Source organism: Novosphingobium sp. (genome assembly GCF_031424035.1).
In the GTDB taxonomy this organism is placed as follows: Bacteria; Pseudomonadota; Alphaproteobacteria; order Sphingomonadales; family Sphingomonadaceae; genus Novosphingobium.
The window spans coordinates 1-18,281 of sequence record NZ_JANPGP010000030.1 but is presented as its reverse complement, the minus strand read 5'-3'; the positions used below and the strand labels follow the sequence as shown (position 1 = coordinate 18,281).

Sequence of the window (18,281 nt, the reverse complement as noted above, 5' to 3'; positions counted from 1 at the left end):
GTGGCGGAGACGGAGGGATTCGAACCCTCGGTACCGAATTATCAGTACGACGGTTTAGCAAACCGTTGGTTTCAGCCACTCACCCACGTCTCCGGATCGCAGCGGCGAAGGGCGGCCTATAGCGAGGGGGGCGGGGGGCGGCAAGATCGAATTGGTGGTTGCGGGAAAGAAGATTTTCTCCGCATTTCTACGTGGCATCTGCGGGTGGTGCCGGGGCGCTCGACTCGTTCCATCGCAAAACCGACTCGGCTCATCGCCGGTCCATTGCCGCGGCGGCGACCATCGATTCTGATCCCGCGCGGAAGCGTGCGCCATGGGCCAAGTCCCGGGCGCAAAGGTGGGAACGGGTGGAATGAACAAAGGAATTCGCAAGCTTGGCAAGCAGGCGCTCGGCGCTCTGGCGGGAGCATCCATGATGTTCGCCGGCTTCGGCGCGTCGGCACAGGTGAAATCGGTTGATCCCGACAAGGCGATCGATGGCGACCTGATCCCGCTTTCGCAGCAGAAGGTCACGCCCAATCCCGCGCCGGCCACGCCTCCGCCCGCCGCATCCGCACCTGCTCCCGCCAGCCCGACGATCACTGCGGCGCCGGTTGCCCAGCAGGACCCCACCGCTTCGCCAGGCTATTCGGCGACTGAATCCGCCGCCAATTCGGCGCAGAACCCGGCGGCCAAGGCCGGCACATATCAGGAGAATGACCTGATCGGTGCCGCCGAGGGCGTTTTCGGCAAGGGCGCCAAGGGCCTCGCCGGGGTGATCAAGGACATCCTCAAGAAGCAGGGTGAACCTAATGCCTATATCGTCGGCCGTGAAGGTGGCGGGGCGATCATAATAGGGGTGCGCTATGGTTCAGGTACGCTCTATCACAAGGTTGAAGGGCAGAAGCCGGTTTACTGGACCGGCCCGTCGGTCGGCCTTGATGCCGGCGCGAATGCGGGCAACAGCTTTGTGCTGGTCTACAACCTCTACAACACCGACGACCTCTACCACCGCTTCGGTCAGGGTGAGGGTCAGGCCTATCTCATCGGCGGCTTCCACGTCAGCTACCTGCGGCGCGGCGATGTTGTGCTGATCCCGGTGCGCACCGGCGTCGGCCTGAGGCTGGGGATCAATGCGGGTTACATGAAGATGTCCAAGAAGGCGAAGTGGCTGCCGTTCTGATCTACTGAGTATCAGATTTCCATCGCCGCGGCGGGCGATTGGAGGGCCCGCACGGTTGAGGCTGGACTTTGTCCGCATGATCCCGCATTTCGCCGCGCAGATAATTCAACTTTTGAATGAGATTTGCGATGCGGGGAATCCTGTCGGGCGAGACTGCGCTCAATCTTTGGTATGTAGTGACCGTCGCCGTGCTGGCGCTGGTCATCGTCGGCGGCATCGTTTCGGGCTATTTCAAGGCGCGCAAGGTGCAGCCGCGCGGCTTCAAGTGGAAGCAGTTCCGCTTTGAGGCGATCATGATGGTGATCACGTTCGTATTCGGCGCGCTAGTTCTGGGGAACCTGCAGAAGTGGCTGCTGGCACACGACTGGATCACGTTTAAAAGCGAACCGGCGGCCTGGTGGGTTATCCTGCTGGAATATGCCGCCTATTTCATCACCTTTGACACGTGGTTCTACTGGCTGCACCGCTGGATGCACAACGAGCCCTATTACTCGTGGATCCACAAGCTGCATCACAAGTCGACTTCGCCCAATGTCATCACCACCTTTTCGGTCCATCCCTTCGAATCGCTGATCAACGGCGGCTGGATGATCATCTTCGTGACCGTGGTCGACGTCCACGATGCCTCGATGGCGCTGATCGTGCCGACCAATGTGCTGATGGGACTGTGGGTCCATTCGGGCTACGAGTTCCTGCCCAAGTGGTGGAACCGCACCTGGCTGACGAAGTGGTTCATCTCGGCGACCTTCCACGATCACCACCACAAGTATTTCACCGCGAACTTCGGCGGCTATACCACGGTCTGGGACCGGCTGTGCGGCACGGTTCACAAGCGCTTTGAAAGCGACTTCGTGAAGATCAAGGAGCGCCCGCTGCGCGAGCCCAAGCCCGAAGCGGTTGCAGCGGAATAGGCTGGCGGGGCTAGCCGATCTCGATCGGCACGCCGCTGTAATGCGCCATCCCGCTGATCGGATCGATGGTGCGGGTTGACGTCAGGCGGTTGATGTTGGCCGGCAAGTGGCCGTGTGCAATCGAAACGACGCCGCGCCGCATACCGGGATCAATCCGGGCGACGAACTCCGCTTCGCCTGAAGTCGTGCGCACCCGCAAGGGATCGCCATCGCCAATGTCGTGTGTCTCGGCATCGGCGGGGTTGATCAGGGCATCGGCCTCGGCGCCAAGGAAATCGAGCTGAGCGTTGAGCTTGCGGCGCTGGCGGCGAGAGGTGAAGACCAGCGGGCGCGGGAGGCCGAGCTGGGCTTCATCGGCGACGCGTATCGTGTGCCATTGGGCGACGATCTTCTCGGGCAGCAGTTTCCAGCCGCCGATCTTGGCGACGTGCGCATCCAGCCAAGGTGCCGGAAATTCGATGTCGCGCTGGACGAAGCGCTTTTCCCGAAGTTCCTCGAAGGTGCAGCGCGATATGGGGCTGAACAGCCGGGCGAGCATGGCTTCGTCCGCGCCCGGTTCGTCGTGGCTGGTGGGAATGTCGTTTGCCACCGGCAAGTCTGCGCGGCGCATGATCTGCGAGATCACCCACCAGGCCGAGCGGCGCTCGCCCGTCACCGGCACCAACGCTTCCGAAAATTGCAGGTTGGCGTTCCAGTTGAGCGTGTCCCAGCGGCTGAATTCGGTGCGTTCGAGCACACCCTTGGTCGGCAGGACATGGCTGGCGGCTTCGCTTGTTTCGTTGGCGGAAATCTCGACCATGACGTTGAATTCGAGGGTATCGAGCGCGTCGGACAGCTTCTTGGTATCCGGGAAGTTGCGCAGCAGGCGGCCGCCGAAGTTGAACAGGCCGCGAATGTTGCCCACGGTGATCTCGTCAGGAAGGACGGCGCAGGGCCAGTCACCCAGCACGCCATCGACTTCCGGGCGGGTCTTCGATCCCGGCGTCCACGCGTCCATGTCGGGCAGTTCGAAGGCGTCGAAGGGCATCAGCATGCCGGGATGGAACCACACGCCGCCGGGCCGGTTCATGGAGCCGGTCAGGATCATCAACACCCAGGCGAGCCACTGCGTCAGGTTGCAACCGGTGGTCATCGACACGCCGGTGCCGGTTTCCACCGACACCTTGCCGTGGCGGCGAATGGCGGCAAGCAGATCGGCGAGTTCCTCTTCGGACACGCCGGCAATCGCTGCCGCCTTTTCACGCGTATAGTCGCTCAGCAGCGCGGTGAGTTCGTCCAGCCCGTCGACCGGCTGGGGCAGGTCCAGCGGCCCCCCGGCGATGACCTCGCGCACCAGCCATGCGAGGATCGCATAGTCCTTGCCCGGCCATGCCGCGACATGGCGGGTGGAGAACTTCGCCGTCTCGGTGAACACCGGGTCGATGGTCCAGACCTCGCCGCGTGCGGCCACGGCGCGGATGTGCTGCGCCGGATTGAACATGCCGGTGTTGTGCGCGTGGCTCACCATCGGGTTGGTGCCTACGTATAGCAGCAGGTTGACGCCGTCGTAGTCGGTCTTCGGATTGAGCCCGGGGAAGCGCCCGACCGCTCCTGCAACCAGCACCTTGGCAACGCCGTCGATGGTCAGCGGGGTGAACTTCGGCCCGTGATCCAGCGCCGCGTGCAGCGCCTCCTCCATCGCATAGCCCGAGGAATCGAGCCCGAGGCCCGAGCCGAAATTGATGCCCACGGCATGGCTGCCATGCCGGTCGATCAGCGAGCGCAGCTTTGCGGCAATGTCATCAAGCGCTTCGTCCCAGCTGACCGGCACGAGGCTCCCATCCTTGCGCATGAGAGGCTGGGCGATCGCCGCTGGATCGTGATGGATCTGCCCGGTCGCGCGGCCCTTGGGGCAGGTATAACCCTTTGATAGCGGGTGCTCCCGGTCGCCGCGCACCTTGATGATCTGGTCGCCAGCCACATCAACCACCAATCCGCAGTGGACCATGCAGACTTTGCAGTACGTGCGCTTCGTCTCGATCGGCAGGCTCGCCACCGCAGTTCTCCCATCGGCTGGCCCGCAGGATTTCACAGGTGCGGCCTTTCGCCAATGGGCGGAAAAGCGCCCCGGCGATTGCTGCGAGCGGATGCCGAGGGGTTGCCCCCCAAGGCCCCCGAGGGTAAGGGCCCGCGCGTCATGCTAAACAATCTGCAGCAACAGCCCGCCGACGCGCTTCTCGCGCTGATCAAGCTCCACAACGAGGATCCGCGCGCGGACAAGATCGACCTCGGCGTCGGTGTCTACCGCACCGGCGACGGCGCAACGCCGGTTTTCGCCGCGATCAAGCAGGCGGAGCACAAGCTGCACGAGACGCAGGCTTCGAAGGCCTATCTCGGTCCCGAAGGCGACATGGGTTTTGTCCATGCGCTGATGCCGTGGATTTTCGGCAAGCAGGACCCATCGATGGGCGGGCGTATCGATGGCATGCAGACCCCCGGCGGCACTGGCGCAGTGCGCCTCGCACTCGCCCTCGCCAAGCGCGCCGGCGTGAAGCGCATCTGGATGGGCACGCCAAGCTGGCCAAACCACGCGCAGATCGTTGCCGACCTCGGTCTTGAGCTCAAGACATTCGCGCACAGCACTGCTGATGGCGTGGCGAACATGGACGCCGTCCTCGGCGCGATTGCCGAAGCCGCCGCCGATGACGCAATCCTGCTCCACGGCTGTTGCCACAACCCGACCGGCATCGACTATTCGAACGCCGACTGGGACCAGATCGCCGCCGCCATCAAGACATCAGGCGTGCTGCCGCTGATCGACCTTGCCTATCAGGGCCTCGGCTATGGCATGGAAGAGGATGCCTATGGCCTGCGCCGCGTGCTCGGCGAAGTGCCCGAGGCGCTGGTTGCCTATTCGTGCGACAAGAACTTCGGCCTCTACCGTGACCGCGTCGGCGCAGTGTACGTGATGATGTCTGATGCTGCCCAAGTGAACGCCGCGCTGTCGAACGGTCACGCCCTCGCGCGCGCAGCATGGTCGATGCCGCCCGATCACGGCGCGGCTGCCGTTCGCATCATCCTCGAGGACGAAGCGCTGGTAAAGACCTGGCAGGATGAACTCGATCAGATGCGTGAGCGCATGCTGCAGGTCCGGGCACGACTTGGCGGTGCCGGCAAGCAGGGCGGCGTCGATTTCACGCCGATGGGTTCGCAAAGCGGGCTGTTCTCGATCGTCCCGCTCACCCCTGAGCAAGTCCTCGCCATGCGCGAAAAGCACGGCGTTTACATGGCCGGATCGGGCCGCATCAACGTGGCCGGGCTGACGATGAACAACATCGATCAGTTCATCGCCGCCGTCGCCGACGTGACCGCCTGACATGGATTGGCAGCCGGTCCTTGAAGGGGAACGGCTGCTGCTCAGGCCGCTGCAGCCCGAAGACTGGGACGCGCTGTTTGCCGTCGCCAGTGACAAGGAAATCTGGGCGATCCATCCAGCGCATGACCGCTGGCAGGAGCCGGTGTTCCGCGCCTTCTTCGATGATGCGCTTGAGAAGCGCGGCGCCATGGCGGTGATCGACAAAGCTGGCGGCACGCTCATTGGTTCATCGCGCTGGCAGGGGCACGAGTCCGATGACCGCGGATCGGTCGAAATCGGCTGGACATTCCTCGCCCGCAGCCACTGGGGCGGGCAGTTCAATCCCGAACTCAAGCGGCTGATGCTGGCCCATGCCTTTGGCCATGTACGCCGCGTCGTGTTTCACGTCGGCGAGGCGAACCTTCGTTCGCGCCGTGCGCTGGAAAATATTGGTGCACGTCTGACCGACGAGAAGGATGTAATCCTGATGGCGGGGCGCGAGGTGCACCATGTCATCTACGAGATTACGCGGGAAAGTTTTGCGTTAGGCCCGCTCGCGCAATAGGCTACCAGCGATGATCGAAGCGCCGCCGCCCCCGCTGCCCCGCCTGTGCCTTGGCGTGACCGGTCACCGGGCGAACAATGCCGCTTTCAGCGCCAACCAGCCGGCGGTTGAGGCCGCGCTTGCCGCCATGTTTACCCGGATCGGCGCGCTTGCCGAAGCGGAGCGCCAGTCGCTTGGTGCGCTGGCCCCGGTGCGGCTGCATAGCCTGCTTGCCTCAGGCGTCGATCAGCTGGCGGCAAATCTTGCTGAGCAACGCGGCTGGGAAGTCACGGCGCCGCTGCCTTTCGGCCGCGCCCTGAACCTCGCGATCAATGCCTTTCCCTCAGAGGCGGCCGATGCACACGCCCTGCTTGCCGGTGAAACACCGGGCGATCTAGCGGTCGGTGAGCGCGCCGCACTCATCCGCAAGGCCTATGCCGGGGCGCGGCTTTTCGAACTGGCCGATCGCGACGAGGCCATGGCCGCGCTGTTCCTCGATCACTTCGACCATCCGGCAGACCACGCGCGTGCGCAGGTTTGGAACGGCGAATGCTCGGCCCGCGTTGCACTCGCCGGGCGAGTGATGATCGAGCAGTCGGACCTGATCATCGCGGTGTGGGACGGCGGTTCACACTGCCTGACCGGCGGGACGGGGCATACGATCGCCGCTTCGCTTGATGCCGCCACCCCTGTGATCTGGATCGATCCGGCACACCCCGATGACTGGTGTGTGCTCCAGACGGTCGAGGATCTGCTCGATTCGCGGCCACGGCAGACCTCGCGTGACGCGGATCTGGCGGCGCTCGTCCAACTGGCGCTTCGCCCGGGCGAGGGCGGGGCATTCAAGCGCGGCGCCGAGGCGCTGGCCCGTGAGGCCTGGCACCCGCGCAGCCACCGGTTCTGGACGCTTTACCGCCGCATCGAAACGCTGTTCGGCGGCGAGGGGCGGCCCCTGCGTTCGCTCACCCGCCGCTACGAAACGCCGGACCAGATTGCGGGCGGCAGCGGTGCGGCAACCATGGCGGCGGCGCGGTCCATGGCCTCGGCCGACCCGGAATTCGCTGACAAGATCGAGCGCGGCACCTTGCGCCGCTTTGCCTGGGCGGATGGTATTTCGGCGCGCGTTTCGGATTTCTATCGCGGCGGGATGATGGCCAATTTCCTGCTCTCGGCGCTCGCCGTGGCTGCAGGCCTGGCATACCAGCCACTCCACCTTGAACACGTAAAAGTGTTCTTCGCGCTGGCGGAATTCCTGCTGCTCAGCCTGATCCTGCTGATCATCTGGCGCGGCCGGAGCAAGCGCTGGCACAAGCGCTGGTTCGAGACGCGGCGAGTTGCTGAATATTTCCGCCATGCGCCGATGCTGCAATTGCTTGGCGTCGCGCGCCCGGCAGGCCGCTGGCCAAAGGGGAGCGATACCAGCTGGCCGGAATACTATGCCCGCCACGGCCTGCGCGAGGCCGGGCTGCCGCAGCTCGCCATTGACCGGGCCTACCTGCGCGAAGGGCTTGTCGCGCTGCGCGATCATCACGTGCGAACCCAGCGCGATTATCATGTCACCAAGGCGCGGCGCCTGCACAAGGTGCACCACCGGCTCGATACATTGTCGGCCTGGCTATTCATCGCCGCGGTTTGCCTGGTAGCGATCTGGCTGGCGATGAAAGCAGCGGGGCTAGCAGGCCTTGTCCCGCTTTCGTGGTCGGCGAGTTCGGCCAGCCTGTTTACCTTTTTTGGCGTGATGTGCCCGACGGTCGGCGCGGCGATTGCCGGGATGCGCTATTTCGGAGACTTTGAGCGCTTCGCCGCAATCTCGCATGTCGCGGCAACCAAGCTGACCGCGCTCGACTTGCGCATCGGTCAGTTGCTCGGCGCGCCGGAAGAACGGCTTGGTTATGCCCAGGTGGCCGAGATTGCCCGCGCCGTCGATGCCGCCGTGGTCGACGAGATCGAGGGTTGGCAATCTGTGTTCGGCGGCAAGCACATAGCCGTACCGGTCTGATTCGCTGTCCGGTTCAAGCCAGGAATGCCCCAGAAACGGCGCTTGGACCGTCATATTCCGTCATGTCGATGACAAGTCCCGTTAGCTTCATGACGATTGCACCTAGGGGGCAAGACAAGCTTGTAACCTCGGGCTAGCCGCCTCTGTGACCACGGGAAACACCTAGATTTCACGTGGAATTCCAGAGCGGAGATTTTCATGGGGATCAATTCGACTTCAGCGCAGGGCACCTTGCGGCGCGGCGCAATCATGGCGGGGCTGCTGGCCGGTGCCGTGTCCGTCCCGGCGCTCGGCCAGACGGTGACCAATCCCGGTTTCGAAACCGGCAACGCCAATGGCTGGACGCTCAATGGCGGTATCTGGTCAAGCGGCTGGCCACCGCCGCAGTCGCAGTATTCGGGCCCGGCAACGATCGCCACGATCACAACGGCAGGCGGCGTCGACGCGATCACGGGCGCCCCGACAGTGTTCCAGGGCAATTATGCGCTCAAGCTCAACAATTCGGGCGGCGGCAATGACATCAACGCTGCCTCGCAGACTGTCACCGGCTACAATGCCGCGAAGCTGTATTACGCGTGGAACGCGGTGCTCGAACCCTCGCACGGCGCAACCGACAGCCCCTCGTTCGTCATCAAGGTTACCGACCTGACGAGCAACACCGTGCTGACCAATATCGCTTACAGCGCCTTTACCGCGCAGAACGCGACCGGGCTGTTCCGCGATGTCAACGGCTGGGTGACCACCGACTGGAAGGTCGAGGATATCGACACCATCGCCGGCCACGACATCAAGATGGAATTTGTCGCGATCGACTGCCTCTACGGCGGCCACGGCGGCTACGTCTATCTCGACGGTTTCGGCAACGCGATCCCGATCCCCAATGCCGGTGTTTCCTTCAACCCGGCCACAGGTGTCGTCCGTGGCGCGAGCCTGCTGCTGCCAATCAGCGGCACGCCGGACATCGATACCGCACAGCCGTTCTACACCACGACCGCGCTTGCTGGTCAGCTGGTCAACGCGGTATTTGTCGGCGGAACCTTGCGCGCTGATACGGCCAATGCCGTGACCAACGCCTTCACCGTGCAGGCGGCTGGCGGATCGATCGACACCAATGGCTTCAATGTGCTGTTCAGCGGGGCCTTCAGCGGTGCCGGCGGACTGACCAAGCTGGGTCTCGGCACGGCGACAATGTCGGCGGTGAACACGATCAACGGTTCGGTGGCGATCAATGCCGGCACGCTCAATGTTGCTGGCACGCTGTCCGCGCTTGATGTGCAGGTGAACAACGGCGGCACGCTTTCGGGCCGCGGCAACGTCATCGCGCCGATCTTCGTCAATTCGGGCGGCACCCTTGCTCCAGGCGATGCCATCGGCACCCTGTCGGTCACCGATCGCGTCACGATGCGCGCCGGTTCGACGCTAGCGATCGACATCGACGGGCGCAATTACACCACGGCTGGCGGATCGGGCACTTATGACCGCGTCGTCGTAGTGGGCACGGCCGGCACCTTCGTCGCCGGTGGCACCATCGCCCCGCGTCTGCGCGGCATCACGGCCCCTGCAACCAATGCCTTCACCCCCGTGCTTGGCGACCGCTTCACTGTGGTTACTGCGGCGAGCAACAGCGGACAATTTGCTGTCGCCCAGCCGGCATCGGGTCTGGCCGCCAACATGCGCTTCGACGTGCTCTACAACCCGACGAACATCCAGCTCGTCGCCACGCCGAACAACTTCGCAGTTCTGGGTGCGGCTTCGAACTGGAAGCTCAACGCGGTTCGCACGGGCGCAGCGCTTGACCTCGTCCGTCCGGCTGCCGGCACCCGTGCAGGTACGTTGCAGTCGTTGTTCAATGGCCTCTACGGCATGGATGCCGCTGGTTATGGCTATGCCTTTCAGCAGCTGTCGGGTGAAGTCCACTCGAACGCCATGTCGGTCATCGGCAACACGGTTCACGGCATGAACAACCTATCGCTGGCGGCTGCCGGAACGACCTTCGGCGGAGAAACCTGCGGCGAAGACGACGATCGCAAGGGTTCGCGCACCGAAGGCGATTGCATGGATCGCCGCTTCCGCCCCGCCGTCTGGACCCAGCTGCTGTACCAACAGACGCAGGTACAGGACGACGCCGTCGCCTATGACTTCAACAACGATCAGAAGGGCTTCATCGCCGGTGTCCACGTGGTCAACCGTCCGGAAACCCGGATCGGCTTTGGTGGCCGCTATACCGAGAACGACCTAGAATCGACGCTGCACAGCTCGGCCAAGGCCGATGGCTGGGGCCTGTTCGCCTATGCCAGCCACGATGTCGGTCCGGTTCGCCTGAGCGCCACTGGCGGCTGGAGCAAGGCCAAGGTCAAGACCAAGCGCGACCTGACCCTGCTCACCGGCACCACCACGTCGACTGCAGCTTATGAAATGAGCGCATACAACGCGGCGGCAGAGGCACGGCTCAACGTGCCGCTCGGCAAGGGTGTGATCCAGCCCGTGGTGGGCATCACCCACGAATCGGTCAGCGCCGATGCCGTGTCGGAACTCAACACCGATCCCAACCTGGCGCTGAAGCTGGCCAAGACCAAGTGGGACGTGACCCGCAGCAAGCTTGGGGCAGACTTGGCGCTGCCAATGGGCGGGCCGCTCACCTTCAATGCCAGCGGTTCATGGCGTCACACGATCTCGGGCGATGCAACAGCTGCCCGGGTGGCTACGCTGGGTCCGGCAAGCTGGGTTGTCTCCAGCCCGATCAGTAACAACGACTCCTACGAGTTCGGTGCCGGCATCTCTGCCAAGCTGGGCGCGCGGACCGTGCTGCGGCTCGACTACACTGGCTTCCGCGATGGCGGCAGCTACAAGGCCGACCGGGCGATGCTCGGCCTCAGCCACGCGTTCTGATTTGAACGATCAAACAGGGGAGGGCGTTCCGGGAAACCGGGGCGCCCTTTTCCTTTGGCGCTAACCGCGCAGGGACTGCAGCCGCTTGAGATAGCGTGCCAGCACGTCAATCTCGAGGTTGACCTTGCTGCCTGGTTCCAGCGCGCCGAGCGTCGTCACGTCGCCGGTGTGCGGGATGATATTGAGGCTGAAATGGCAGGTGCCATCAGCCTGATCCGCAACTTCGTTGACCGTCAGTGAAACCCCGTCGACCGTGATCGATCCCTTGGGCGCCAGGTAGGGAGCCAGCTCCGCCGGCGCCGAGATCGCGATCTTGCGCGAATCGCCAGCCGGGCAAATTTCGATCACTTCGCCAACGCCGTCGACATGACCGGTGACGATGTGGCCACCCAGTTCGTCGCCCAGCTTGAGCGCGGGTTCGAGATTGAGTGCCGTGCCCTCGGTCCAGCGTTCGGGGACGGTACGCGATACAGTCTCGCCCGAAATGTCGACTGCGAACCACGCGTCACCGGCGCTGCCGCCGCGCTCGACCACGGTCAGGCAGGTGCCCGAACAGGCGATCGATGCGCCGATGGCGATCGTTGCGGGATCAAAAGGGCAAGCGATCACGGCGCGGAGTTCGCCGCCGCCTTTCACTTCGCGGATGGTGCCGATGGCGGTGACTATTCCGGTGAACATGGGATGGCCTCGTAAACGTCGAGTGTGTCGCTGCCAAGCGGGCGGCTGTCGATGTGCTGCCACGCCGCGTTGCCAGCTAATTTGGGCGCAGTCAGTTCAGGTAGGCGCGGGACATCGCCGGCGATGGTGATCGGAGCGCGGTAAAGCAGCATCCGGTCGACAAGTCCTGCCGCAAGGAAGGCGCGCGCGGTCTGCGCGCCGCCTTCGACCATCAGATACTGCGCGGGCAGAATTGCGCTGATTTCGTTTGGCGAAGCGATGGACTTCCACCCGGCAGGAGGCTCGCCGTGCGTCAGCAGCCAGCGTTCGGGCGAGCGGCTTTCAATGCCCGCAAGCCGCACGTCAAGCCTTGGATTGTCGGCCCGAAGGGTCCCGCCGCCAACAAGGATTGCATCCACTCCGGCCCGCATGGCGTGAACATGGGCGCGGGCGATTTCGCCGGTGAGCCACTGGCTTTGACCAGGTGGCCGGGCCAGACCGCCGTCCTGCGACAGCGCTAGCTTAAGTGTCACGTGCGGCCGGCCCAACCGCCGCACCGAGAGGTAACCGGCAAGGCTCGCTTCGCAGGCCCCGTTTCGGACCAGATCGGCGACAATCCCCGCCATTTCGATCCGGGCGAGCCCCTGTCCAGCAGTACGTGGATCTGGGTCGAGACAGCCGACGACCACGCGGGCCAGACCCGATGCGGCGACCAGATCGGCGCAGGCCGGGCCGCGCGGGCTGGTATGGGCGCAAGGTTCTAGCGTGACGTAAAGTGTAGCACCGCGCGCAAGCTCTCCGGCCTGTTCCAGCGCGACTGCCTCGGAATGTGGTCGGCCACCAGCCCGGGTCCAGCCGCGCCCGACAACCATCCCGCCGCGTACCACAATGGCTCCAACTGAGGGGTTGGGGCGCGACAGCGGTACCCCGCGCTTGGCCAGCCGCGCCGCAGCTTCGAGCCAGCGGCGGTCCTCCGATGGATCAGCGGGGAGCAACCGGTGCCTGCTGCTTGCGCGCCGCTTCAGCTTCCTTGGCCTCGCGCTCGATCTTCTTCACGTCCATGCCCGAGATCTCGCCGAGCTTGCGGTAGATCGCCTTGCTTTCCTCGGCGATCTCCCTTTCGCGGGCCTCGACCTTGTCCTTGAGCTTCTGGTTCTTGTCGATGAACGCCTTGCTCTCTTCCGGCGTGCGGTCGAGCGGGAAAGAGTTTATATAAGTGATCTGCGGCTTGGCTGGAGGAATGCGCCAAGTATCCTTGGTCAGCGTCCAGAACAACGTGCCGGTGATGGCCATCGCGGCGATCGCGATGCGCCAGCGGTTCTTGCCAGCCTGACGAAAAACGTCGCGAAAGTCGGAAATCGCCCCGCGCGGGTTGATATGCTGCATATAGGATCGGCGGAGTTTCATCGTCTGAACCTAGGCATTGTTGGGCACCAAAACCAGTGCTTCAGCCGAAATGCGCATAGAGAGAACGCCCTTCGCGCTTCAGCCAACGGTCAGCGTGGAGCAGGCTGTCTTCGAACAGAGCGCGCAAAGCGGCATGAAATTGGGGCGAATGGTCAAAGTGCTCCAGATGTGCGACCTCGTGTGCGACCACCGAACGGCGCACGGCATCGGGCGCCATGATCAGCCGCCAGTTGATGCGGATCATCCCGTTGGTCGAACAGCTTCCCCAGCGGCGCTGCGCGCTCGACAAGCTCAGATCGGGCACCGAGCGACCGGCGCGAGCGCAGTAATAATCGAGGTCTTCCTGCAGCTTGGCAAGCGCCTCGCCGCGCAGCCAGCGTTCCAATCGCGATGCAAGGTTGTCCGCCGGCCCGCCGAGCAGGAATTCGCCTTCTTCCAGTCGCACGCGGCGCGGCCGGGCGGGATCGTGGCGGACGGCGTGGGGCAGTCCGCGAAACGGGATCACCGTGCCATCGGCAATCGACCGTGCCGGCACGACCTTTTCCAACTGGCGTTCCAGCCACGGGGCGCCTTGCCGGGCAAAGGCCAGCGCCTCGCGTGTCGGGGTCCAGCGCGGGATCGTTACCTGCACCGCCTTGCCATCAGGTGCGAGGCGCAAGGTCAATCGCTTTGCAAGGGCATTGCGACGCACCTGCACCGGCAGCAGAACGCCGCCAACCTCGATCGTCGGGTCCTGCCGTGGATCGGAGCGCAACCAGTCAAGCATCACGGGCCTTAATCGTCATAGGCTTCATCCCAGACGATGTGGTTTTCGATCGGGCCGGCGAGGTCCTCATGTAGCAACTTTCCCCGCACACCGACGCCGGCGCGGTGGACGGCTTCGCGGTCGCTCGAGATCAGGTAGTGCCATTCGGGCAGCGCATTGCCATCGGCGCGCAGGCGGTAGGCGCAGGTGGTCGGCAGCCAGGTCAGCGATCCGGCCAGAGCGGGAGTGAGCTGCACGCAGTCAGGTACGTATTTCCGCCGGTTGCGGTAATCCTTGCACTGCGCCGTCTTGAGATCGAGCAGGCGGCAGCCGACGTTGGTCGGCCAGACGCGGCCGGTGTCCTCGTCCTCCACCTTGTGCCGGCAGCACTGGCCACAGCCGTCGCACAGCGCTTCCCATTCCTCACGGGTCAGCGCTTCGATCGGCATGTCGATAAAGCCGGGCCTCAACGTACCCACTGCTGCAATTCCGCTGCGACTGCGGCCGGGCCGTCATTCAGGCCGCGATCGATCGGCAGGATGGAAATCGGCTTGCCATCGGGATCGAACAGGTTGGCCCCCCGGCTGTGGTCCATCAGGTAGCCGCCGGGAACGCCTTCACCCTTGGCGTGATAGACGGCAAAGACCTTGGCAGCGGCATCGATATCCGCGCGGCTGCCGGTCAGTCCGATCACCGCCGGCTTGAACGCCGCACCAAATTCTCCGACGCGCGCCTTGTCGTCGCGCTCGGGATCGATGGTGATGAAAATCGGCTGGATCTTCGCGGCGAGCGCCGGGTTCTTCTCGGCGAATTTCTGCAGTCCCTGCGACAGCACGGTCATGTCCATCGGGCAGGCATCAGGGCAATAGGTATAGCCGAAATAGACCACCCGCCACTTGCCCTTGAAATCGGCCCACCGCACGGTCTTGCCAGCGGAGTCCGTCAGGGCAAAGTCGCCGCCGATCCGCGCACCAGCCAGTGGCGCGGTGGAAAGGTCGGGCTGGGCGGGGGCATTCACCCCGCTCCCGCAGGCAGCGAGAGCGAAGGTCAGGGCGAGGGCGAAAATCGGGCGGCGGGATGCATTGTTGCTCATGGCGCGGCGGTTCATGCTCTGCTAAAGCCCGCCGCGCAAGACAGCGATGGCGGGCAGGTCCCCGCAGGAGACGAAAAACGTGCGAAACAGGGTGATGGGTCTGGCACTGGCGCTGGCAATGGTTCCGGCCGCAGGAATGATGACGTCGGGCACCGCGCAGGCGCAAGTGTCGCAGGGACACAAGTTCCTCGAGGCGGTCCGCAAGAAGGATATTGAAGCCGCGAAGACCATGCTCGGTTCCTCGGGGGCGAAAAGCACGCCGGGCAACATCATCGTCAACACGCGTGATATTACGACCGGCGATTCGGCGCTGCATGTCGTGATCAATCGGCGCGACATGGGCTGGCTGCGTTATCTGGTAAGCAATCAGGCCGATGTGAATATCCGCAACAATCAGGGCACCACGCCGCTGTGGCTGTCAGTCAACACCAGCTTTACCGAAGGCGCGCTGGAACTGATCGCGCGCGGTGCCAAGGTGAATGATCCCGGCCCGGCAGGCGAAACACCGCTGATCTCGGCGGTCCACCAGAAGAATCTCGAACTTGCCCGTGCGCTGCTCGCCGCCGGGGCCGATGCCAACAAGGCCGACAATTCCGGCCGCTCTGCCGTCGACTTTGCCCTGCTCTCGGCCAAAGGCACGCAGCTTGGCAACGAGGTCGAGGCGGCGGGTAAGGCTGCGAAGGCGAAAAAGACGAAGACTTACGGTCCCTCGCTGTAACCGCGTATGACTGCTGATCTCACCTTGGCCGAAGTTCGCTTGCTTCTCGCGCCGAAGATCGCGTGCGCGGCGGCCTTCGATGGCTGGACCATGACTGCGGTGGACATGGCCGCGCAGGAAACCGGCGTCGAACCCGGCACGGCACGGATCGCCTTTCCGGGCGGGGCGATGGACATGATCGATGCCTGGACTCAGTCGGTCGATGCGCAAATGGGCGAGGCACTGCCGGCCGGCCAGATCGGCAATCTGCCGATCCGTGAACGCATCCGCCGGCTCGTCCAGTTCCGGCTCGATGCGGTGGGCGCTGACCGCGAGGCCTTGCGCCGCGCGCTGTCGATCATGGCCATGCCGCAGAACCTGGCCCGCGCCGCGCAGCTTGGCTGGCGCAGTGCCGATGCCATGTGGCGTCTCGCCGGCGATGTCGCGACAGACTACAACCATTATACCAAGCGCGCCACGCTCGGCTCGATCTATGCCGCGACGCTGACCGTCTTCGCCCACGATACCAGCGAAGACCTCGCCGAAACGCGCGCCTTCCTCGACCGCCGGATCGAACACGTGATGAAGTTCGAAAAGGCCAAGGCCCGGCTGCTGGCGAATCGCGACATGCATTTCAGCCCGGCGCGATTCCTTGGCCGGCTGCGCTATCCGCCCCGATAAAACCATCCTCCCCGGTTCAGGGAGGATTTGACTCATATCAATCTATTGCGAATGACTTGCAATTAGGCTCGCGCCATGCAAGCGCAATGGACCAATATGACGCTCGACCTGCTCCCTGTCGGACAGACCGCCCGCATCGCTGCGGTGGACTGGGCCGTGCTCGCCCCCGATGAAGGCAAGCGCCTGCGCGCGCTGGGTATTGATGCCGGGGCGAAAGTTTCCGTCGCGCATCGCGGTGTCTTTGCCGGGGCTGATCCACTGGCAATTACCGTGGGCCGCATGACCGTGGCCCTGCGCCGCGTCCATGCCTGCGCGATGACGGTTGAGGCCGCATGAGCCAGCTTCGCAAGGTCGCACTTGTCGGTAACCCGAACGCGGGCAAAAGCGCGCTGTTCAACGCTCTAACCGGCGCACGGCAGAAGATCGCCAACTATCCGGGCGTCACGGTCGAGCGCAAAGCGGGCCGCCTGCTGCTCCCCTCGGGCCAGCCGATCGAACTGGTCGACCTGCCCGGTTCCTACGGCCTTGATTCCACCAGTCCGGACGAAGAAGTGACCCGCAAGGTCATCATGGGCGAATTTCCCGGCGAAACTGCTCCCGATGCGTTGATCGTCGTGCTCGATGCCTCGAACCTCGAACAGCATCTGGTTTTCGCGCTTGAATTGATCGAACTTGGCAAGCCGACCGTGGTGGCGCTCAACATGGTCGATCTGGCCGAGCGCGATGGTCTGGTGATCGATCCGGCGGCGCTGTCGAGCGAACTGGGCGTGCCGGTGATTTCGACCGTGGCGGTGCGGCGGCGCGGGCTGACTGAACTGGCCGAGGCGATTGCTCATGCCGGCGCGCGCGAGCCGGAAAAGCGTCATCCGCACGAATTCCTGCCCGAACGGCGGCTGACCGCCCATGCCATTGCAGACGGCGCCATCCTGTCCGAGACCGCGCGCCACCGGCTGCATGCCAAGCTAGACCGGGTGTTGCTCCATCCGTGGATCGGCCCGCTGATCCTGTTCGCGCTGCTTTTCGTGGTGTTTCAGGCGGTGTTTGCCGGAGCCGCGCCGTTTGCCGACGGACTCGATGCCGGGGTCGCCGCGCTGGGCGATCTGGTGCGCGGCGCGCTGCCACCGTCGCTGATCCGTGATCTTCTGACCGACGGGATTATCTCAGGCGTCGGCTCGGTCGTGGTCTTCCTGCCGCAGATCATCATCCTGTTCTTCTTCATCCTCGCCATGGAAGCCTCGGGCTACATGGCCCGCGCCGCCTTCCTGATGGACCGTATGATGGCCTCTGTCGGGTTGTCGGGCCGCAGCTTCATCCCGCTGCTGTCAAGCTTCGCCTGCGCCATTCCCGGCATCATGGCGACGCGCTCGATCGCCGATCCCAAGGACCGGCTGACGACGATCCTCATCGCCCCGCTGATGACCTGTTCGGCGCGCCTGCCGGTCTATGCCGTGGTAATTTCGGCGGTGATTCCGCAGCGCGCCGTACTTGGCCCCGTCGGACTGCAGGGGCTGGTGCTGTTCTCGCTTTATGCCCTGGGCGTGGTTAGCGCCATGGTCGTCGCACTGGTCTTGCGCAGCACCGTGACCAAGGGCGCGGCGAGCGGCTTCATCATGGAACTGCCCAAGTACCAGATGCCGCGTCTGAAGGACCTGATGATCGGCCTGTGGCAGCGGGCGTGGATATTCCTGCGCCGCGCGGGCACGATCATCTTCATGGTCACCGTGGTGCTGTGGCTGCTGCTCAACTTCCCGCGCGCCGGGCAGGGCGAAAGCCAGGTCGATGCCAGCTTCGCCGGCAAGATCGCCAATGGCCTTGCCGTAGTGGTCGAACCGATCGGTTTCAACCGCGACATCGCGCTCTCGCTGATCCCGGCTATGGCCGCGCGCGAAGTGGCGGTCAGCTCGCTGGCGACAACCTATGCCGTCGACGCCGGTGACGATGACCGCACACAGGCCGCGCTCGGCGAGCAGATCGCCGCCCGCTGGACGCTCCCCACGGCGCTCGCCTTCCTCGCGTGGTTTGTCTTCGCGCCGCAATGCATGAGCACGATCGCCGTCACCCGGCGTGAGACGAATGGGTGGAAATGGCCGGTGTTCATGTTGCTATACCTGTTCGGCCTGGCCTACATCTTCGCGGGAATCACATATTGGAGCGCGCTGGCG

At 64.2% G+C, this 18,281-nt stretch carries 17 protein-coding genes and 1 tRNA gene; 10 read left to right on the top strand and 8 right to left on the bottom strand.

The window, feature by feature from the left end; translation table 11 throughout:
* Window position 1: 1 nt before the first annotated feature.
* Window positions 2-93 (bottom strand) — tRNA-Ser (locus RMO89_RS04480).
* A 259-nt stretch (window positions 94-352) separates the two neighbouring features.
* On the opposite strand from RMO89_RS04480, the gene RMO89_RS04475 reads away from it, so the two are divergent.
* Both RMO89_RS04475 and RMO89_RS04470 read left to right on the top strand, forming a co-directional pair.
* Window positions 353-1,162: a DUF1134 domain-containing protein gene (locus RMO89_RS04475; protein ID WP_409035511.1), complete on the top strand. Its 810-nt coding sequence runs from the start codon at window positions 353-355 to the stop codon at window positions 1,160-1,162.
* Window positions 1,163-1,290: 128 nt separating this feature from the next.
* Entirely contained in the window at window positions 1,291-2,073 is a 783-nt protein-coding gene (locus RMO89_RS04470) for a sterol desaturase family protein (protein WP_310531468.1), read from the top strand.
* A 10-nt stretch (window positions 2,074-2,083) separates the two neighbouring features.
* Here the strand turns inward: RMO89_RS04470 and RMO89_RS04465 are convergent, their stop codons facing one another.
* Entirely contained in the window at window positions 2,084-4,108 is a 2,025-nt protein-coding gene (locus RMO89_RS04465; protein ID WP_310531467.1) for a molybdopterin-dependent oxidoreductase, read from the bottom strand.
* Between the two features lie 141 nt (window positions 4,109-4,249).
* Here RMO89_RS04465 and RMO89_RS04460 point away from each other — a divergent pair, with 141 nt between their 5' ends.
* The 4 genes from RMO89_RS04460 (at window position 4,250) to RMO89_RS04445 (ending at window position 10,839) form a co-directional block, all read left to right on the top strand.
* Entirely contained in the window at window positions 4,250-5,428 is a 1,179-nt protein-coding gene (locus RMO89_RS04460) for an aromatic amino acid transaminase (RefSeq protein ID WP_310531466.1), read from the top strand.
* 1 nt (window position 5,429) lies between these two features.
* Complete coding sequence (locus tag RMO89_RS04455; RefSeq protein WP_310531465.1) at window positions 5,430-5,972, top strand: GNAT family N-acetyltransferase; 543 nt, start codon at window positions 5,430-5,432, stop codon at window positions 5,970-5,972.
* 10 nt (window positions 5,973-5,982) lie between these two features.
* Window positions 5,983-7,950, top strand: a complete 1,968-nt coding sequence (locus RMO89_RS04450; RefSeq protein WP_310531463.1) for a hypothetical protein — start codon at window positions 5,983-5,985, stop codon at window positions 7,948-7,950.
* 198 nt (window positions 7,951-8,148) lie between these two features.
* On the top strand, window positions 8,149-10,839 hold the full coding sequence (locus RMO89_RS04445) for an autotransporter domain-containing protein (RefSeq protein WP_310531462.1): 2,691 nt from the start codon (window positions 8,149-8,151) through the stop codon (window positions 10,837-10,839).
* A gap of 60 nt (window positions 10,840-10,899) precedes the next feature.
* Here RMO89_RS04445 and RMO89_RS04440 read toward each other — a convergent pair whose 3' ends face one another.
* The 6 genes from RMO89_RS04440 to RMO89_RS04415 are packed head-to-tail and all read right to left on the bottom strand — an operon-like array spanning window position 10,900 to window position 14,756.
* A complete protein-coding gene (locus RMO89_RS04440) occupies window positions 10,900-11,517 on the bottom strand; it encodes a riboflavin synthase (RefSeq protein WP_310531460.1) in 618 nt (205 codons plus the stop codon).
* A complete protein-coding gene (gene ribD / locus RMO89_RS04435; RefSeq protein ID WP_310531459.1) occupies window positions 11,502-12,491 on the bottom strand; it encodes a bifunctional diaminohydroxyphosphoribosylaminopyrimidine deaminase/5-amino-6-(5-phosphoribosylamino)uracil reductase RibD in 990 nt (329 codons plus the stop codon). Before ribD ends, RMO89_RS04440 begins: the two co-directional genes overlap by 16 nt.
* Window positions 12,478-12,903, bottom strand: a complete 426-nt coding sequence (locus tag RMO89_RS04430; RefSeq protein WP_310531458.1) for a hypothetical protein — start codon at window positions 12,901-12,903, stop codon at window positions 12,478-12,480. The genes ribD and RMO89_RS04430 overlap by 14 nt, the downstream gene beginning before the upstream one ends.
* 40 nt (window positions 12,904-12,943) lie before the next feature.
* Window positions 12,944-13,669 carry a SprT family zinc-dependent metalloprotease gene (locus RMO89_RS04425; RefSeq protein ID WP_310531457.1) on the bottom strand — a complete coding sequence of 242 codons (726 nt, stop codon included), beginning with the start codon at window positions 13,667-13,669 and terminating at the stop codon, window positions 12,944-12,946.
* A gap of 8 nt (window positions 13,670-13,677) precedes the next feature.
* Window positions 13,678-14,127, bottom strand: coding sequence for a YcgN family cysteine cluster protein (locus RMO89_RS04420; protein ID WP_310531456.1), 450 nt, complete (start codon window positions 14,125-14,127; stop codon window positions 13,678-13,680).
* A complete protein-coding gene (locus tag RMO89_RS04415) occupies window positions 14,115-14,756 on the bottom strand; it encodes an SCO family protein (RefSeq protein WP_310531454.1) in 642 nt (213 codons plus the stop codon). The genes RMO89_RS04420 and RMO89_RS04415 overlap by 13 nt, the downstream gene beginning before the upstream one ends.
* A 64-nt stretch (window positions 14,757-14,820) precedes the next feature.
* Here RMO89_RS04415 and RMO89_RS04410 point away from each other — a divergent pair, with 64 nt between their 5' ends.
* From RMO89_RS04410 to RMO89_RS04395, 4 genes are all read left to right on the top strand, one after another.
* Window positions 14,821-15,459 carry an ankyrin repeat domain-containing protein gene (locus tag RMO89_RS04410; RefSeq protein WP_310531453.1) on the top strand — a complete coding sequence of 213 codons (639 nt, stop codon included), beginning with the start codon at window positions 14,821-14,823 and terminating at the stop codon, window positions 15,457-15,459.
* 6 nt (window positions 15,460-15,465) lie between these two features.
* Window positions 15,466-16,119, top strand: coding sequence for a COQ9 family protein (locus RMO89_RS04405; protein ID WP_310531452.1), 654 nt, complete (start codon window positions 15,466-15,468; stop codon window positions 16,117-16,119).
* A 96-nt stretch (window positions 16,120-16,215) separates the two neighbouring features.
* Window positions 16,216-16,455 carry a FeoA family protein gene (locus RMO89_RS04400; RefSeq protein WP_310531469.1) on the top strand — a complete coding sequence of 80 codons (240 nt, stop codon included), beginning with the start codon at window positions 16,216-16,218 and terminating at the stop codon, window positions 16,453-16,455.
* On the top strand, window positions 16,452-18,281 hold a 1,830-nt coding region (locus tag RMO89_RS04395), incomplete at its 3' end, for a ferrous iron transporter B (RefSeq protein WP_310531450.1). The genes RMO89_RS04400 and RMO89_RS04395, both read left to right, overlap by 4 nt.

Excerpts from the sequence above, each read along its gene's own strand:
- RMO89_RS04475 (WP_409035511.1), top strand. The coding sequence starts at position 353 with ATGAACAAAGGAATTCGCAAGCTTGGCAAGCAGGCGCTCGGCGCTCTG.
- RMO89_RS04470 (WP_310531468.1), top strand. The coding sequence starts at position 1,291 with ATGCGGGGAATCCTGTCGGGCGAGACTGCGCTCAATCTTTGGTATGTA.
- RMO89_RS04460 (WP_310531466.1), top strand. The coding sequence starts at position 4,250 with ATGCTAAACAATCTGCAGCAACAGCCCGCCGACGCGCTTCTCGCGCTG.
- RMO89_RS04455 (WP_310531465.1), top strand. The coding sequence starts at position 5,430 with ATGGATTGGCAGCCGGTCCTTGAAGGGGAACGGCTGCTGCTCAGGCCG.
- RMO89_RS04450 (WP_310531463.1), top strand. The coding sequence starts at position 5,983 with ATGATCGAAGCGCCGCCGCCCCCGCTGCCCCGCCTGTGCCTTGGCGTG.
- RMO89_RS04445 (WP_310531462.1), top strand. The coding sequence starts at position 8,149 with ATGGGGATCAATTCGACTTCAGCGCAGGGCACCTTGCGGCGCGGCGCA.
- RMO89_RS04440 (WP_310531460.1), bottom strand. The coding sequence starts at position 11,517 with ATGTTCACCGGAATAGTCACCGCCATCGGCACCATCCGCGAAGTGAAA.
- RMO89_RS04430 (WP_310531458.1), bottom strand. The coding sequence starts at position 12,903 with ATGAAACTCCGCCGATCCTATATGCAGCATATCAACCCGCGCGGGGCG.
- RMO89_RS04425 (WP_310531457.1), bottom strand. The coding sequence starts at position 13,669 with ATGCTTGACTGGTTGCGCTCCGATCCACGGCAGGACCCGACGATCGAG.
- RMO89_RS04415 (WP_310531454.1), bottom strand. The coding sequence starts at position 14,756 with ATGAACCGCCGCGCCATGAGCAACAATGCATCCCGCCGCCCGATTTTC.
- RMO89_RS04405 (WP_310531452.1), top strand. The coding sequence starts at position 15,466 with ATGACTGCTGATCTCACCTTGGCCGAAGTTCGCTTGCTTCTCGCGCCG.
- RMO89_RS04400 (WP_310531469.1), top strand. The coding sequence starts at position 16,216 with ATGACGCTCGACCTGCTCCCTGTCGGACAGACCGCCCGCATCGCTGCG.